Origin of the sequence: Shewanella surugensis, assembly GCF_023284005.1 — a bacterium.
Classification (GTDB): domain Bacteria; phylum Pseudomonadota; class Gammaproteobacteria; order Enterobacterales; family Shewanellaceae; genus Shewanella; species Shewanella surugensis.
This window is the reverse complement of record NZ_JAKIKS010000010.1, coordinates 30,148-49,143: the sequence shown is the minus strand read 5'-3', so window position 1 is coordinate 49,143 and position 18,996 is coordinate 30,148. Positions and strand designations below refer to the sequence as shown.

The 18,996-nt window shown below is 37.6% G+C and carries 14 protein-coding genes; 11 read left to right on the top strand and 3 right to left on the bottom strand.

Translation table 11 applies throughout. The features are described from left to right. Nucleotides 1-25 precede the first annotated feature (25 nt). On the bottom strand, nt 26-1,678 hold the full coding sequence (gene pstA, locus L2764_RS04235) for a phosphate ABC transporter permease PstA (RefSeq protein WP_248939001.1): 1,653 nt from the start codon (nt 1,676-1,678) through the stop codon (nt 26-28). Between the two features lie 74 nt (nt 1,679-1,752). Further along, nucleotides 1,753-4,014, bottom strand: a complete 2,262-nt coding sequence (locus tag L2764_RS04230) for an ABC transporter permease subunit (RefSeq protein ID WP_248939000.1) — start codon at nt 4,012-4,014, stop codon at nt 1,753-1,755. Between the two features lie 175 nt (nt 4,015-4,189). Between L2764_RS04230 and L2764_RS04225 the strand changes: the two genes are divergently transcribed. The 7 genes from L2764_RS04225 (at nt 4,190) to L2764_RS04195 (ending at nt 11,720) form a co-directional block, all read left to right on the top strand. Then, nucleotides 4,190-4,687 carry a glycine cleavage system transcriptional repressor gene (locus L2764_RS04225; protein WP_248938999.1) on the top strand — a complete coding sequence of 166 codons (498 nt, stop codon included), beginning with the start codon at nt 4,190-4,192 and terminating at the stop codon, nt 4,685-4,687. 365 nt (nt 4,688-5,052) lie between these two features. Further along, entirely contained in the window at nt 5,053-5,874 is an 822-nt protein-coding gene (locus tag L2764_RS04220) for a DUF2797 domain-containing protein (RefSeq protein WP_248938998.1), read from the top strand. A 393-nt stretch (nt 5,875-6,267) separates the two neighbouring features. Continuing rightward, nucleotides 6,268-7,191, top strand: a complete 924-nt coding sequence (locus L2764_RS04215) for an esterase/lipase family protein (protein WP_248938997.1) — start codon at nt 6,268-6,270, stop codon at nt 7,189-7,191. Between the two features lies 1 nt (nt 7,192). Next, a complete protein-coding gene (locus tag L2764_RS04210; protein WP_248938996.1) occupies nt 7,193-8,152 on the top strand; it encodes a lipase secretion chaperone in 960 nt (319 codons plus the stop codon). A gap of 377 nt (nt 8,153-8,529) precedes the next feature. Then, complete coding sequence (locus L2764_RS04205; protein ID WP_248938995.1) at nt 8,530-9,462, top strand: esterase/lipase family protein; 933 nt, start codon at nt 8,530-8,532, stop codon at nt 9,460-9,462. Between the two features lies 1 nt (nt 9,463). After that, a complete protein-coding gene (locus L2764_RS04200; protein ID WP_248938994.1) occupies nt 9,464-10,432 on the top strand; it encodes a lipase secretion chaperone in 969 nt (322 codons plus the stop codon). 628 nt (nt 10,433-11,060) lie between these two features. Beyond that, on the top strand, nt 11,061-11,720 hold the full coding sequence (locus L2764_RS04195) for a two component system response regulator (protein WP_248938993.1): 660 nt from the start codon (nt 11,061-11,063) through the stop codon (nt 11,718-11,720). Between the two features lie 57 nt (nt 11,721-11,777). Here L2764_RS04195 and L2764_RS04190 read toward each other — a convergent pair whose 3' ends face one another. Then, nucleotides 11,778-14,573, bottom strand: coding sequence for a two component system sensor kinase (locus tag L2764_RS04190; RefSeq protein WP_248938992.1), 2,796 nt, complete (start codon nt 14,571-14,573; stop codon nt 11,778-11,780). A gap of 561 nt (nt 14,574-15,134) precedes the next feature. On the opposite strand from L2764_RS04190, the gene L2764_RS04185 reads away from it, so the two are divergent. The 4 genes from L2764_RS04185 (at nt 15,135) to L2764_RS04170 (ending at nt 18,940) form a co-directional block, all read left to right on the top strand. Beyond that, nucleotides 15,135-15,485: a hypothetical protein gene (locus tag L2764_RS04185; RefSeq protein WP_248938991.1), complete on the top strand. Its 351-nt coding sequence runs from the start codon at nt 15,135-15,137 to the stop codon at nt 15,483-15,485. A 28-nt stretch (nt 15,486-15,513) separates the two neighbouring features. Beyond that, nucleotides 15,514-16,983 carry an EscC/YscC/HrcC family type III secretion system outer membrane ring protein gene (locus L2764_RS04180; RefSeq protein ID WP_248938990.1) on the top strand — a complete coding sequence of 490 codons (1,470 nt, stop codon included), beginning with the start codon at nt 15,514-15,516 and terminating at the stop codon, nt 16,981-16,983. A 4-nt stretch (nt 16,984-16,987) separates the two neighbouring features. Next, on the top strand, nt 16,988-18,235 hold the full coding sequence (sctD, locus tag L2764_RS04175; protein WP_248938989.1) for a type III secretion system inner membrane ring subunit SctD: 1,248 nt from the start codon (nt 16,988-16,990) through the stop codon (nt 18,233-18,235). 309 nt (nt 18,236-18,544) lie between these two features. Further along, a complete protein-coding gene (locus L2764_RS04170; protein WP_248938988.1) occupies nt 18,545-18,940 on the top strand; it encodes a hypothetical protein in 396 nt (131 codons plus the stop codon). Nucleotides 18,941-18,996: the final 56 nt, after the last annotated feature.

Here is an 18,996-nt window from a genome sequence, read left to right as displayed (position 1 = left end):
AAGGCTTGTCTATAAGCCAATAGACTTAATGTTCCAGTGAACGATACTTTTCACGTAAGTGATTGCGTACCCCAATGGCCGTTAAATTAAGGCCAACAATCACAGACACCAGTAAAAATGAAGTCGCATAAACTAACGGTCTTGCAGCTTCAACATTGGGACTTTGAAAACCGACATCGTAAATATGAAAACCCAAATGCATAAATTTACGTTCTAAATGCACAAAAGGAAAATTCATATCAATAGGCAAAGTGGGCGCAAGTTTCACCACACCAACCAACATGAGCGGTGCCACCTCGCCTGCCGCGCGAGCAACCGCTAAAATCAACCCCGTCATAATGGCAGGACTGGCCATAGGAATGATGATCCGCCATAGGGTTTCCGCCTTCGTCGCGCCTAACGCTAAACTCCCTTGTCTGACTGAACTGGGAATACGACTTAAACCTTCCTCGGTAGAAACAATCACCACAGGTAAAGTCAAAATGGCTAATGTCAGTGCTGACCACAATACCCCTGGTGAGCCGAATGTCGGTGCTGGTAATGCCTCTGGATAAAATAAAGCATCAATAGAGCCTCCTAACATGTAAACAAAAAAACCCAATCCAAAGACACCGTAGACTATCGAAGGCACCCCGGCTAAATTAATCACGGCAATGCGAATAAGTTTAGTCACCCAGTCTTTCTTCGCATATTCATGCAAATAAATAGCCGCAATCACACCAAAAGGCGTCACCATCACCGCCATCAACAACACCATGAAAACCGTTCCAAAAATAGCGGGAAAAACACCGCCTTCAGTATTGGCTTCGCGAGGGTCTTGACTAATAAACTTCCCCATGCCCGTAAACCAGTGGCCCACTTTATCAATAAAGCTCAACTGATTAGCATAAGTGACCTCTAAAATGGAGTCTATGGGTAAGGTAATGTCTTTACCCCGCATGTCACGAATAATCAGTGCATCACGCGCCGCTTCCTTTCTCAAATCAAAAAAGCGCGCCTCGAGCATTTTATATTGCTCATTAAGCGTGGCTTTTTGCGCATCAAGCGCCTTTTTACGCTCACTCGTTAAAGCATTATCAAGTTCATAGCCTCTTTCTTTTAAACGCAGCTTTTCTAACGCATAGTTAATTGAACCAATATCTTCTTTTTGTAATGCTCTTGCTTGGTCATTTAATTTAACCGCTCTATCGATATGTGATTGCAATGTCGAGTGTAAAGCAACGCCCGTTAACCGAGTCCCATCTTCAATAACGGCAACCGGAAAACCAAAAAAATCACCATTTTTACTTCGCTCTATCACGGCGACATCTTTAGGCTGAGAACGTGAAATGATATCACTGCCTAAGATCCAACGAAAATCTAAGTCAACAAACTCACGGTTCCCCGTTTTAACCAGATAACGGGTCACCATCTTACCCACATTAGGGTCTAATTGACGTCCTGCAGCGATAAGTCGCTCTGTCGGCACCTCCTCTGAATCATAAATTTCGCCAATCAGACGATATTCTTGACCTTGAGGGTCGGTTAACTGCCATTGATAAATATTATCCGGCCAAAAATAACTGAGCCCTTTAACCGCAATCAACAACAACAATCCTAATACAGAAAGAAGACAAATACTCACCGCACCACTGGTCATCCAAATCCAAGGCGAGCCTGATTTAAACCACTTACCCATTACAACACCCTCTCACAGCCATTAGCAATATAGTACCCACTAAGTTCATTACTAGAATTCATTATGATCATCCATTACAGTGAGCTATAGCGTTCACGTAAACGCTGCCTGACGACTTCCGCAATCGTGTTAAAGACAAAGGTGAAAATAAACAACACAAAGGCCGCCAAAAATAACACTCGATAATGAGAGCTACCAATCGCCGACTCTGGCATTTCCACCGCAATATTGGCGGCAAGCGTTCGCATTCCCTGAAAGACACTCCACTCCATAATCGCCGTATTACCCGTTGCCATGAGCACAATCATTGTTTCTCCCACCGCTCGGCCTAACCCCATCATCACCGCAGAAAAAATACCGGGGCTAGCAGTGAGTAAAACAACCCGCGTTAAGGTTTGCCATGTCGTTGCCCCTAATGCCAGACTGCCATTGGATAGATGTCTTGGTACAGAGAAAATCGCATCTTCAGCAATAGAGAAAATCGTTGGAATAACGGCAAATCCCATCGCAATCCCGACCACTAATGCATTACGTTGATTGAAAGTCATCCCCAAAACATTGGTAATATAAAGCCTCGAATCGCCCCCAAAGAAAACCACTTCTAACGCTGGGCTGATGGCAAAAGAGAACCAAGTCACAAAACAAATAACCGGTAGCAATAACAATTCTTGGTAGGTATCAGGTAATCTTTGCTTCCATTTCAGCGGTAATTCATACCAAACAAAGGCCGTTGATAAAATCGATAATGGCATAAGAATAAACAAGGTTAAAATGCCTGGAAGATGATCTTCGACTAATGGCGCCAGCCACAACCCGGCTAAAAAACCCAAAATAACGGTGGGTAAAGCCTCCATAATTTCAATGGTCGGTTTGACAATCGCACGCACTTTAGGCGACATGAAATAGGCGGTATATATCGCCCCCGCTAGCGCTAACGGCGTCGCAAAAAGCATGGCGTATAACGCCGCCTTTAATGTGCCAAAAGCCAAAGGTGTTAAACTTAATTTCGCTTCAAAATCATCCGCCCCTGATGTTGACTGCCACACATATTTAGGCTCTGGATATCCTTCGTACCACACTTTATCCCACATTGCGCTCCAAGAGACTTCAGGGTGCGCATTATCCACACTGAATAAATGCAGTTGCTTATTCGATTCAACAATCAAGGCGTTAGCTCTGGGGCTAAACCCTATCGCAGTTGGATCAGTTAAATCTACGTTGTCTACTTTAAAGTTTTTAGCAAATAACGTTCGTTGACTAGTGGTGTATAATAGCGTTAACGCACCTTCTTTATCGACCGTCGCAAAACCTTTTCGATAAAATTCACTGGCGATAACATCCGATGTTCCTTGAATATTAAAGTCACGAATTTCTTGATATTGTCGTCCTTTAGCACCATTCACTTGAAAATATTGCTGAATGAGACCGTTATCGTAACTCACCAATAATGAACTCGCGCCAGCTAATAAACTGACACTGATCACATTAGTATTATTTCTATCCAGTTCAAGTACCTGAACTAAAGAAATGGCTTCAATATCATCTATTTTATAAACGAAGAGTTTATTATTAGAACGTAATAATAATTGCTTCTGATCCGGCAGCATGATTTGTTGCTGCACCCTCACAGGGGTATCAGGGATGATTGATTGAGCCGATTGCCACTCAACCTCTTCAGTCATCATATTTTCTTCACCGTCTTCACGGGTAAGGTGCCAGATCCCCTTTTCATCTTGATAAACAAAACTCATTTTCTCATCAGTAAAATCAAAAGCCAGATGAGTAATCGCAGAGCCTTGGGCATCTAATGTAATCGGTGCAGCACCTGCTGGATAACTAAATTGTGCCGTGATGGTTTTCTTGTTATTGGGATAGCTGACATTGAAATCAATCCCCACCAACATGACTTGCCCATTGCTTAAACCGAGTGCGAAAAGCTGTTTACTGGCCACCGATATTGCGCTCGATATTACCGTCACGCCCTTAGGAATAGCCACTTGCTTCTCACTCAATAACAGCCCTGTTTTTGCACTATAAAAATAAGCATGACCTTGCTTGGATACACGATAAAGCACTTGATTTTGCTCATCGCTTCCCACCATTAGGGCCGGCGTATTTCCCATTTCATTGATACTAATAACGGGGGTGATATTTGCACCATCAAAAATAGGTTTAATCACATACAATAAATAGAAAAAGATCATCAATAGGGCAACAAAGACCATGGTCCCCCCTAAAGTGACACAGACATGGGTCAATCTATCTTTAATAGCCCTTCGAGTGCTACCATGATCGAACAACAAATTTTTAGTTGCTAAAACAGACTGATTTCCCATTAAAAACCTCTATTCTTTTTATAACCAGCCAACTTTTAACTGGGATTGTATTAACGACTATGTTAACTGTAATACTTGCCTAACTCGGTGAAGCAAATACAGATTCTAAGCGCTGCATTATATGACGCAAAAATGACACTATTGTTACAGTGAAAAATTAAGGAGTAATGACAAAATGTTAAGGTACTTAATAACATTGCAAGCAACTGATAAAGAAGGGTTAGTTGAGAGTATCGCTAATAAAATAAGTCATTATGGCGGTAATTGGTTAGACTCAGAAATGCGTCACATCGACGGCGTATTTGCCGCCATATTACAATTAGAGTTTCCCGAAGCACATTGGGATCATTTGCTTGATGATTTAACCGCTATTGAAAGCCTTACGCTCACATATTCAAAAACCAGCAAAAACAACACAGATTTAAAGCGGGCTCATTACCGTCTAGTCGCCAATGATCGTATTGGTTTAGTACAAGACATTTCAAATAAAATGCGTGCGCTTAATATCAACATAGAGCGTTTCAGCAGCCAATATGAAACGGCAAGTCATACTGGTATCGCGTTATTTAGGGCCGACTTTAATGTGAGTATGAAACAAGATCAAGATGAAGAGCTCATCCAAGCCCTCTATGATATGGGTGATGATGTCGTTCTTGATAAAATAGACGAATAACTTTGCCTCAGGCGTATAACCAAGTTTATATATCCGTAATACTTCAAGATGCAGGATTCAGCTGGAATTAAAAGCCTTGTAGGCAAGGTCGTTAATTGCTCCTGCATTAATGACATTCCCGTCATCTGATGTTTAAGGATGAACAAATGTCGTGTTCACATGGATGTGAGTGAACGACCATGACGGTCTTCTTGAGCAGATGACCTAGTAATTCAGCACAAAAGGCTTTTAAACCTGCCTATTAGGAACCATTAAAACCAACCACTTCTGTGTTGCATGCTTTTAAAAGGTGCCTGCATCCCTCCACCTCTCCTCTATTAATGGTAGAATAACCCTTAAATCTACAATAAAAAACGAACAATGTTATGCTCGGAACACTAAAAAAAATGCATGCCAAGCTTGATGAAAATCATCTTGTGCAATATCAACTTCCTGTAGGCGACCAATTTTTAGCGCTTAACCCGCTTATCGGACAACATCTCACCCTAACTCATACAGGCAAAATTTTTTGTAGCAACTGCGGCAAAAAAACCAAGAAAAGTTATTCTCAAGGTCATTGCTACGTTTGCATGCAAAAGTTAGCCAGTTGTGACATGTGTATAATGAAACCAGAAACCTGTCATTTTGAGCAAGGCACTTGTCGAGAGCCAAGCTGGGGAGAAGCCAATTGTTTTACCTCTCACTATGTTTACCTATCAAATACCTCCGGAATAAAAGTGGGGATCACTCGCCATACACAAATTCCTACCCGTTGGATCGATCAAGGTGCAACTCAAGGTCTGCTTATTTTTAAAGTCGCGACTCGGTTTATTTCTGGGCTGGTAGAGGTTGAATTAGCAAAAATGATTGCCGATAAAACCAATTGGCGAACCATGTTGAAAGGGAATGCTGATGATCTCGACTTAAAGCAACAAGCCAAAATACTCATCCCACAAATCCAAGCTCAATTGAATCATATCAGCGAGCTTCATGGCCCTCAAGCCATCATTCCATTAGATGAAAAAATACAAAGTCTTACTTTTCCAGTCAATGTCTTCCCGACAAAAATAAGTTCTCACAATTTTGATAAAAACCCTGAGGTTAGTGGCGTTTTACAAGGCATAAAAGGTCAATACTTATTGTTTGATACTGGGGTTATTAACATCAGAAAATTCTCATCATATGAAATTACCATTAATGAGTCATAAATAAGCACTAAAGGACTGAAGTATTCTTATTCAGTCCATGCTTTAAAAACCCAACTATTTTATTCAATCTTCAATAATTCCTCTTAAAACTGCCTCAAGTGGTACGACCACAATACCAATCAAATAACAACAAAAACACTTACAAAAAAGAATAAAAAATCAAACATAAGCTTAACAACATGGATTTCAAACAGTTAAAAAAAACGTCTGTTTAAAACATAAAGAACACCCCAAAACATTAATTTTTAAGGACAAAAAAAAATATTGCCCCATCATATATTTTGTCTTACTAATATAGAGGTCATCTTTTCGTAATAATAAAACAAATATACTACGAAATTATGACAAATTGCTTTTTTTATTAACTGCAGTACGATATTTTTGGGGAATATCATGAAAAAATGGATGAAAGTCATATCAGTACTACTCTTATGTTTTACTGGCGCAAGCTATGCTGGAAATAATACCACCGACACTAAATATCCCATTGTTATGGTACACGGGCTCTTTGGTTTTAATGATATATGGGGGATCGATTATTTTTATGGGATCCCTCAAGCTCTCAGAGAAAAAGGCGCAGATGTCTATATTGCCTCTGTCTCACCTTCAAACACAACAGAAGTTAGAGGAGAACAATTAAGAACGTATATTCAAGCGGTCATCGCAATGACGGGCGCAGAAAAAGTCAATTTAATCGGCCACAGTCATGGCGGACCCACAGCGCGTTATGTCGCCAGTGTGAGTCCAGAATTAGTCGCTTCAGTCACCTCTGTAGGCGGCGTTAACTGGGGAAGTACTTTTGCTGATGTCGCTAGAGGCGTTGTGCCTTATGATTCAAGCCTCGAATGGGTCATTGAAAAAGCCCTTAACTCCTTAGCCATTGTCATCGCAGGACTTTCAGGCGCCGGGGACCTGCCCGCAGATAGCCTCTCAATGGTCGATTCATTAACAACCCAAGGTTCTATCTTATTTAATAGCCAATACCCTGAAGGTATGCCAACACACTATTGCGGCGAAGGAGAAATGATAGCCAGTAATAACGTTTATTACTTCTCATGGTCAGGCGCCGATCCCATGACCCATGTACTTGATGCCGGGGATTACGCACTATCATTGATCAGTTTGTTATTTAATGAGAAAAATGACGGCCTTGTTTCTAGCTGTAGTTCACATTTAGGGAAAGTAATCCAAGATGATTATAAAATGAATCATTTAGATGAAGTTAATCAAATATTTGGTTTAGTCAGTTGGTGGGAAACCAACCCCGTGAGTCTCTATCGTCAACATGCTAAATACCTTAAAAACTTAGGATTATAATATGCGCTTCCTACAATCAATCAATCAGCCTTTGTCTCGCTTACTTTTATTGTGCTTAATTGTAGGAAGTCTCATTTATTTAATCACATTAACATACACCCACAAAATGCCTATTCAAGACAACACGCTACTCAGTGAAGTCAAAAAAAATAATGCAGCGATGCCATCAGCTCAGAGCACACATGAAACAGATACCGTACAACAAGGCTTAGCGCTCATCATTGATCGTCACTTACGTTGGCAATTTGATGATATTATTTTAACCCTACAAAAAACACCCAATTTATCATCTCAATCAATAGAACTGTTAACGCTATTATCTGAACAATTAACATTATCCTTTGACGCTACCGAGCAATTGTTTGATCTTTTCTCTCGATACAAACACTACAGTCAAGCTATTATCACAATCAAACAGAATGGTCCCGCATTGGGTGAGCAAATCGACCTTAATGAAACCCATGCTTTCATTGAACAAATTACCCTTTTACAAACAGAGTTTTTTAATGATATTGAAATCGATGCTTTTTTTGAAAATGATAACCAATATGCAGAACAAACATTAGCCCGCGTCGCCATCAGACAAGATCCTAGCCTCAGTCAAGCCCAAAAAGACACACTACTACAACATCAAATTAGCCAGCTGAGCGAAACCGAACGTAGCGCATTACAACCCAGTCTTGATGCAACAAAAATAGCAAAAGAGCTGGGAAGTACCAGGTTGATAAACTTAAATATGGACGCTGACATTATTACCAGAGCCAATGCCATTCAAAAAACAAATCAACAATGGAAAAGTAAAGTGAACGATTATCTATCATTTATAAAATCAAAAGAAGTGCTAAAGAGTCCTCAAGAGTTCGTAACGAAAAACATTAATGAGTATTTAACCGCGCATTTCACTCAAAATGAAGTGAAACGTTTAAACGTCTTTTTAGCTCATCCAGAATTATTATATTAGACTTCATTACCTCATATTGATGATCCCTATCATGCTCACCGATTACACACATCAACAATTGATACATTAATTGGATAAATGAAATGAAATGAAATGAAATGAAATGAAATGAAATGAAATGAAATGAAATGAAATGAAATGAAATGAAATGAAATGAAATGAAATGAAATGAAATGAAACTTTAATGCAAACATCAATTAACATTAGATATAAATTAATCCATAAATATAAAAATTTGAAGTAATAATCAGGTCAACACCTTATTCATACATCGTATCTTCAGCTATATCCTCTGCTCATCTAAAAATATCTGTTTCCATTTTAAATTAAACATGAATCGTTTAATTCTATCATTTATTGAACAAGAAAAATGAGTAATGATAATTAAGCATCTAGTGAAGATAATGTTAATGTGTTGCCTTTATACTGTGACTGCATCTGCAAAAACTGAAATCAACACAGCAGAAACAAAATACCCCATTATCCTAGTCCATGGTCTTTTTGGCTTTAATGATATTTGGGGAATAGACTATTTCTATAACATTCCCCAAGCATTAAAAGAAAACGGCGCCATGGTATTTATTGCTTCAGTTTCCCCTTCTAATCAAACAGAAATTAGAGGAGAACAGCTAAGAACATTTGTTCAAGCTGTCATGGCATTAACAGGGGCTGACAAAGTTAATTTAATCGGCCATAGCCATGGTGCCCCCACCGCCCGTTATGTTGCTAGTGTGAGTCCAGAATGGGTAGCCTCTGTGACTTCAGTCGGTGGTGTCAATTGGGGCAGTGGTTTGGCAGATTTCATACGAAGAAAAATCACACCTCATTCAAACAAAGAATGGTTAATTGCAAAAGGACTCAATTCACTCGCTTATTTGATAGCTGGAATCTCAGGCAACCAAGGTTTACCCATTAATAGCATTGCAATGGCAGATTCATTAACCACAGAAGGCTCAATACTCTTTAATCAAACATACCCTGAAGGGATCCCATCACAATATTGTGGTGAAACTGACATGATTGCCGATAATGGGGTCTATTATTTTTCATGGTCAGGAACGTCAGTGATCACCAATTACCTTGATGCCATTGATTATACATTAGCTCTCACCAGCCTAGTTTTCGATGAAGAAAATGATGGCCTCGTGTCAAAATGTAGCTCTCATTTGGGAAAAGTCATAAAAGATGACTATAAAATGAATCATTTAGATGAAATTAATCAAAGTTTTGGATTAGTCAGTTGGTGGGAAACCAATCCAGTAAATATCTACCGTCAACATGCTAACTACCTTAAAAGCTTAGGGTTATAATATGCGCTTCCGACAATCAATTAATCAGCTGGCATCTCGGATACTCTTATTGTGCTTAATAGTCGGAAGTTACATTTATCTCTGTTATTTAATCACATCGACTCCTCATCATGAAGCATCTGTTCAAGACTATACTCAACCCAGTAAAAAAACAGAAAGTAATGAGGCCGTCCAATCAGTACAGATCACGCATGACACTGATGCTGTACAACAAAGCTTAGCACTTATCATTGATCGTCACTTGCGTTGGCAATTTGACGACATTATATTAACCCTACAAAAAGCATCCAATTTATCATCTCAATCAATAGAACTGTTAACGCTATTATCTGAACAATTAACGTTATCCTTTGACGCTACCGAGCAATTGTTTGATCTTTTCTCTCGATACAAACACTACAGTCAAGCCATTATCACAATCAAACAGAATGCTCCCGCATTGGGTGAGCAAATCGACCTTAATGAAACCCATGCTTTCATTGAACAAATCACCCTTTTACAAACAGAGTTTTTTAATGATATTGAAATCAATGCTTTTTTTGAAAATGATAACCAATATGCAAAACAAACGTTAGCCCGCATCGCTATCAGACAAGATCCTAGCCTCAGTCAAGCCCAAAAAGACACACTACTACAACATCAAATTAGCCAGCTAAGTGAAACCGAACGTAGCGCATTACAACCCAGTCTAGATGCAACAAAAATAGCAAAAGAACTGGGAAGCACCAGATTGATAAACTTCAATATGGACGCTGACATTATTATCAGAGCCAATGATATTCAAAAAACAAATCAACAATGGAAAAGCAAAATCATCGATTATCTATCATTTATAAAGTCACAGGATGTAGCGCATAATCAACAAGAGTCCGTAACAGAAAACATTAAGGAGTATTTAACCGCGCATTTCACTCAAAATGAAGTGAAACGTTTAAACGTCTTTTTAGCTCACCCCAAATTATTTCAATAATTTATTATTCAGCCCCAAGATAAATAAGCACTCAGCCGTGTTACTCACGGTATCACTGCAAGATCATTAAGCATCAAATATGTCAGCTTGAGAGTATGAATTATTTAACTCATCGCCAACAGCCAAATTAACCAACAGCCAAACAGCATGCGCATTTATTGTACAACAAATAAAGATGACTACCTAAAACTGACTAAAAACAACGATCATTCTAAAATAAAAACAATCACATGAAAATGCATATTGAGCCTACACATCAATAATTAAACAAAGTTACATTTAACTATAATTTAACAACTGTTATCAGCAATGCTGTTTTATAGAGCATAGACACAATATAAATTGACGATTGGTAAAATTTAAAGTAAAAATAGTTTAACAAGTAAGAGAATAATAAATTTAAATAACATTAAAAATAACAACACATGATTAATTTACAAGCTAATCATCGTTTATAAACCTTATTTTCTATTCATTTGACATAAGCAAAAAAAGGGAGTTAAATGCAATCAAATATAAAGCCTAGATACAACTGAGCTTTATTTATTACATGTGCAATATCATGTCAGGTTATGAAACACAGAAGCAACACTGTCGACCATTTAGGTAACGTTGCAAGGATAAAGTTATGACATTTACCAACCAAAATATAACTAAACTCTTCGTTGTTGACGATCATTCACTCATATTTGATGGACTAAGAGGTTTTCTATCTTCTTATCCTGAATATGAATTTGTTGGCTTTGTAGAAAATGGCCTATCCGTTTATGATAAATGTTTAAAACTTAAACCTGATCTTGTCTTTATTGATCTCAAACTTCCAGGCATGTCTGGATTAGATGTGATTAGACAACTCCGACAACGATGGCCCAAAATGATGATTATTGTTTTGACTGCTTCAGTTGACGAAAAAAGTGCTCGAGAAGCTTTAGATTCTGGTGCCAATGGTTATGTAATAAAAAATAGCCCTAAAAACACCCTGCTTGCAGCAATAAAATGTGTTGCTAGAGGAAAAATATTTTTAGACCCCAGTCTAAATGCTAAGCAAGTTGAGGCACTTAAAGATGTTTCTGACGGCGATATTCCTTTACTCACGCCAAGGGAAAAACAAGTACTAAAACTCATTTGCGAAGGTTTACGCAATCGAGATATCGCAGAAAAATTAGTCATCAGTTTAAAGACAGTCGAAACACATAGAATGAACCTAATGCAAAAATTAGATGCCCATAATGTCGCTAACCTTATTCAATGGTCCCAGCGGATGGGAATGAACTCTCTTAGTCATTAATCATCAACACCGAAAGCCAGTAATTACTGGCTTTTTCATTAAAGTTCAATAAATGGCTTACTTTCTTAATGCTTCAATTAATTCACTTAATTTGTCTAGATCTTCTTTTAACAAATACCCACTTTCGATTAAGTTCACTTCTAACTGTTGTGCCGCCGCAGTCATGTCAGTCACTCCAGCTACACCAGAACACCCTTTTATTTGATGCAAAATATCGGCCAAATCATTCCATTTTCTCTCATTAATATCTGACTGTCCTTGCTCAACCATTCGAGTCAGCTCTTTCACTAACTTATCTTTTAAATCATGATCAAATATGTTGATAATGGGGCGCTCAGTTTCATCATTAATATCAAGATTCACATCCCTATCAATTTGCAGCTCTGCTACCTTATCAAGAACTTTACTCAACTTATCTAACGTAACAGGTTTCGTTAGATAGTCATTCATCCCTACTGCAATAGCATGCTTATACTCTGTTGGCTCAGCGTTTGCTGTTAAGGCTAAAATAGGGCAATCATTATCTAATATCTCTTCATTTATCCGCCACTGTTCAGTGGTTTGATATCCATTAAGACCCGGCATTCTGATATCCATCAAGACTAAATCAAATATTCGTCGTTTACCTTTTTCCAATGCTGCCGTTCCTGAACTGACTGAAACAACATCCTGCTTCAACTCTATTAACATTTTACTGATGATAATTCTGTTTGTTTCAACATCATCAACGAGTAATATTTTCAATTTCCAAGGTAATAAATGGGTATGATGATCTTTTTTCGTTGATAAGGAGAACCCTTGTTGTATTTCACGTAATAAACACAATAGACGCCTAGGTAAATAACTTAACTCTGGATTACTTAACTCTGGATTGGCTAGCTCTATCTGCTCTTCTTCAACGGGCTCTCCTCCCCATAATGCTATTTGTGCATGTAAAAATTTAGGTGCATAAACAGCCTCTGAAGATAGGCGAATGGTGCAAATAGGATTTTCCAAGGGCAACATGAAAGTGAATGTTGAACCTTTATGAAATTCACTTATTACTGATAACTGCCCTCCCATGAAAGAAGCCAAACGAGTCGAAATAGGTAAACCTAACCCCGTCCCCATCTCTTGATGGTAAGTTTGCGCAAAAGGCTCAAATATACGTGATAAATCTTGCTTTCTAATCCCCATTCCCGAGTCTGTGACATGGAATAACAAGGCTTCATTATCAGTCTCAACATCTAACCTTATATGACCAACATCTGTAAATTTAACCGCATTCCCCAACAGATTAACTAAAACTTGCCTGACTCTTACAGGATCAAATACTGCTTCTTCAGGTACCCTTTCACTCAAAAAACATTGCAGTTTAATATTTTTGTGAACGGCACGAGAAGACACTGTGCACATTGCATCATCAATAATTTGCAATATTGATGTCAATTGTTTATTCAAATGGATTTGATCTGCCTCAATACGAGAGAAATCTAATAAATTATTGATAATTGCCAATAATGAATTACCACAATTGTAAGCCGTTTCAACTAAGTCTTTTTGCTTCATCGAAAGTGAAGTCTGTCCTAATAATTCTAATGAACCATTAATACCATTTAATGGCGTCCGTATTTCATGGCTAATACTGGTTAAATGCTCTGTTTTACGTTCCGTGGCTTTCTCAGCCTTTAATTTAGCAATGCCCAACTCAAGTGTTCGGCTTTCAATATCTTTTTCAAGATTATTATAATTCTCTTTGATGGTATCCAGTAAACGATTATAGGCTTTCGCTATTTGATCTAACTCTTTTGTACTTGAAGCGGGTAGTCGTCTATCTAATGTATCTTGGATATCATTGGTAATAATATCAACAAAATGACCCAAAGGTTTAGCCACATGATATCTTAAGGCCATTAGCAAAATCATCAACATCACAAACAAAGATATTAACGCCCATGGCAATTCACTCAATATGGGTTCTAAAGCAACTTGCTTAACATAATCATTAGAAATAAGAGTGACTTGCAACCAATCAGGACCATTTATCCTCTCTTTGATAACATGATATCCTCCGAAATCGGCATCCTTTAAATGCCCTGCGGAAGAACGATTTTTCTCAGCATATAGTGCAGTCAAGTCTTCCAATGATGTAGGTGTCGTGGATTCTGGCGATAAAGAAAATATTTTACCATTCGGTATAAGGAAAAAACTTAATGCCTCAGGACTCATCGAATCAAAAGAATTTAATGCCACAATAGGTTCAAAATTAAGGGTAAATCCAAGTTGTAGTGCTTTAGAATCATTCGGGTACTCTGAATAACTAAAACTCAAATTATAAGATTGAGTTTCTTTATCCCATAAAGGCTCCCCCCAGCGAATCCCCCTTACAGCTTTAAGAGTCGATAATTTTTTTAACGTCTTGACTCTAGACTTAAATATTGCTTCAGAAGTATCGGTTTGAGCATATAAAGTGATCCCCTTCTCAGGCTGAATAATAAAAGTGTCAATATAATGATGTTGCCCTGCACTACCAAATGTTTGAACAAACCACATATTCATTACATCTTGATAGTTTTTAGACTCATTCGAGAAAGGAAAGTAACGAGAAACAATCCCTTTAGTATCAAAAATGCCTATTTTAGAGAAACTTCGATGTAATTTAGTCAGTCTCTGTACATCTTCAATAGCATCATTAAAAAGCCGCTTTATCACTTGAGCCTGTAAATGATTTGCCTCTCCAAAAGAGGCCAGCTTCTTATTCAATAGACTAGAATAGGTATTATTATAAGCCACCGTTTCTATCATTAACCAAAGAGCCACAAGAATAGCGGTAAAAGCGACAGTCAACTTCACTGTTAAAGATGTCTTCCACATGTTCCTTATCATTAAATACCAACCTTTATACAAGTAAATACAAACATAATACTAACAAGTCAGTATTATTAAATAATCGTATCTCATCCAACTAAACATAGAATGTTAGAAACGTCCTAATATACACATATAAAAGGCCCATTCTCAATAAAACTAAATATTAACACACAGCCTTCCCTGAAAAGATAACAAAAACACTAATTAACAACCTATTACATACGCATTCAGATAGATACACTTAAAAACAGAAAAAGAAAAGTTCAGTCTAAAAAGGGTTTATACTTTTATCAAATAATTAAAATTAACTAAAAGTGAGCTATTTAAGCCTTTCTCTATATTGACAAGACATCATTAATTTAATCCCACCAGCGATAGTATAATGTTAAACAAGTTAACAATCATCATAATTCATTCATCTAACATGACTATTGTATAGTATACATAGCCTCTTATAAAATCTAAAATTCCACCTTTGATCTTGAGTTAAGGTGTTCACCTGATAGGTCTCAAAATTTTTTCACCACATACTAAGCCCATACAAATTCTCTCATGAGATAAATAATGATTAGTAGGCTTGTTAATACCGGGATTTTACGAGTAGAGAAAAATGAATATTCTCAAAAAAAAGCTTTTTTGGCTGATAAAGAAGCCATACTCATCGATAAAAAAACGGCTGCTACAATCGGTATTATTTTAAAACCCAATACACCTCTCATCTCTCAATGGGTAACACAAGCCACTCTTTTACTCGCCGCCAGCATAGAAAGTCATGATTGTGCACTTGAATATCGTAATGAAAATTGGATGCTATGGCATTATTACGACATAAATCAAGACGATGACGAACTCGAGCATAAAAGCATTAAACACCTCGCACTTGGCCGTTTTCTCGAAAATGGATTAACGGATTAACACTATCCAATTATACTGGGAAAGCAACATGAAAAAAGTAATTTATGGGTTATTGTTATTTCATTTTAGCCTTATTCAAGCAGCCCCGCTAACAGATATAAACTGGCAAGGAGAGTCTTTTATGCTCTTTAGCCGTGGTACACCCCTTGCTTATGTTATTCGTGATTTTGCTCGTAATTACAACGTCCCCGTCGTTGTTAGCGATAAGATAACAGATCAATTTAGTGGTAAAATTCGTAATCAATCTCCTGAAGAAATCCTGACTAATCTTAGCCGCTATGGAATAAGCTGGTACTATGTCAACGGTGTCCTGTATGCCAATAAGGTCCATGAACTCACCAATACTATTATTCCCCTCAATACCTTAACACCAGAAGATGTAAAGCAATATCTGTCTCGCGCTCAAATATTGGATGATAATGTCTGTAGTATTAATTCAGCACCCGGCATCCACGCGATTGAAGTATGGGGAGTACCTGAATGTTTAAATCGCGTATCAAAACTGACAAGACAGCTCGATGCCAACGTCACTGAGCAATATCAAACTCGACCAGAAGTCGGTCTGTTCCCTTTAAAGTATGCTTCAGCAAGCGATACCATGTATGAATATCGCAGCCAAAATGTCACCGTCCCAGGACTTGTCAGCATACTTAATAACATGAATAGAAATGTCGGTTCCTCAGCGCTAGGGGCCAACCCTAATACTGAAGTAACTCATGGAAAAAGAATCACCTTTTCAGCCGATCAACGAAAAAATGCTGTCATCGTCAAGGGGACTGCCGCAGAAATAGCGACTTATGGAAAACTCATAAAACAATTAGATACGCCAACACCCATGATAGAAATTTCAGTTTCCATCATCGACATCAACGCTTCTGAGTTTAAACAATTAGGTGTTCAATATTCAGCCGCTAATGGTGTTATCTCATTTAATAGTAGTACTGTGAGCAGTGGCGTCGCAACGGTTGTTGACAGTAGTGATAATTTTTTGGTCGAAATAAAAGCACTAGAAAAAAAATCGAAAGCAAAAATATTATCACGCCCCACAATTGTCACTTTAAACAATGTTCAAGCAATATTAGATCGTAACATCACCTTCTATACCAAAGTACAAAGCCGAGATGTCGCCAGCCTAGAATCCGTCACCACAGGTTCACTGTTAAGAGTCACACCTCGCCTAGTTGAAGAAGATGGGCAAGAGAAAATAATGTTATCGCTCAATATCCAAGATGGGCAACAAGCATCAGCAATCAGCAGTACCGAACCTTTACCTCAAGTACAAAGCTCTGAGATTTCTACTCAGGCGACCTTAAAATCAGGAGAAAGCCTGTTAATTGGTGGTTTTGTACAAGATAAAGATGAACTGGTTAATAACAAAATCCCTTTACTGGGTGATTTACCGCTTATTGGTAGCTTATTTCGCAGTGAAGAACACAATATACAAAAAGTTGTTCGTGTTTTCTTAATTAAAGCTCAACCCATTAGCCTTAGAGATTAACGGTATGTCGCTACAATATAAACTACTTTGGTTAAATGGGCCTTTAAAAGGCCGAGAATTACAATTACCCTCGGGCCAATTAACGATCGGAAGTGATGGTGATATTCTTGCTAAGTTAGAAGGAACAGAAGAAATCACCCTCGAGATCAATGATGCTGGCATTCACTTGATCTCGAATGTCACTGGGCTGATTGATGCTGATGAAGCTAATTTTGAAGCACCGTTGCCTTATCATAAAGCCATTGAGGTCGCAGGGGTTGCCTTTGTTGTTGCGCCCGTTGAAGAAGCACTGTCACTCATTGAGCTACCATCAACACAAATAGCCAACACAACACAAACAGTAAAAAAAACCGGAACAAGAAAAAGGTCGAATAAAATACCTTGGGGATTATTAAGCTTAGCGGCCATATTAGCATTATTAATCATATATATTGTTACTCTTCCTGATGCCCCAATAGAAAAAAAGCAAACCATTCAAAGATGGACTGAAAATCAACTAGTAAAAGAAGCCCTACCCCACGTAAAAACAATGTGGTCTTCTAATACTCAAGTGACACTATCAGGTTATTATGGCGACCCTATAACATTTAACGCCTTTATTGAATCACTTAAAACAAAAAATATTCTTTATACTCAAGATGCAATCTATTTAAAACAGCTACTCAGTAATGTAAGAATGATTTTATCTGAAAATCATTATACTAATTTACAAGTCACTTTAGATAAAGAAATCCCTGGAAATATCAATATTTCCGGCGCCATACAATCGGGCGAACAATGGGATAATACGGCAAAAATGTTAAAAAACATTCATGGTATAAAAGAGTGGAAAGTCACCAACCAAGCCAGTACTCAAGTCAAACAGCTTATAACCCTTCTACGCGATAAACAATTGCTAGAAGGTCTCATGATAACAAGAGCAAACGAAATGATAAGGGTCACAGGACAAGTCAGTAACAAAGATGAACCGGCCATACGTTCAATTATACATCAAGTACAAAAAAACAGTTCAGGAACATATAAAATCAACTTTTTAAATATTCCTATACACGATGAGCTGAATAAATTATTACCCTCAGAGATTGTCAGTATCGGAGGAAATAACACCTCTCCTTATATTGAACTGGATAATGGGGATAGACTTTGGCAAAAAACAAGACTAGACAATGGATATATTATAGATTTTATCGATGAGTACGGCATTGACCTGAGTAATAAAGGCGAAGTCATACATGTCCCTTTCATCTTTTAATAAGGATTAAACATGCCAAATATAACATCTCTGGAAGATAAAATAAAAAATAATGAATATTCACATTCATTTTACTGCAACAAACTAGATAACATCTCTATAAAAGTGTCACAACAAAATAACATTCATCATGAAACTTGGTATGAAGCCATAAACGCAGCACAAAAAGTGATTAACACATTAAACACACGATATCGGAAAAAACATAATAACAGACTGGTCTAACCAGTTTTATTCAAGTTAAATCACTTTTTGATATAAATAACGACTAAACCAGATAAGATTTAGACTTAAGTATAGGAGATCACCATGAATATCCCAACACCAAACGATTTAAAAGCCATGATGAAAGATTTAGAGCAAAGAAAAAAAGCACTCACTAAGCACTTTGATACATTTGAACAACTTCAATCAGACATTCAAACGTTAAATCAACGTGCAAGTAAAGGAGATGCAAGTTCTATTAAAAAGATCACTCATTTCGCCAATGCGTTCCCAAATGGGTTAGCTCAACAACAACAACAACTTATTACAAAAGCAAAAGAGATAGAAAAAAACTTCAAAACAATAAAGCAGCAGTTTGAAAAAATAGGCGCAATACCTAAAACGATGGCACCAAAGAAAGAGACAACAGAAGCCACTAACATCGAAAGCAATATAGAGGTTAACAAACCTAAACGCCCAAAAATGAAATCTTTTTGCTAAATAAAAAAACAAACTCACTCTTTATTGATATACAAAATAATCAATCAGGTAAATAG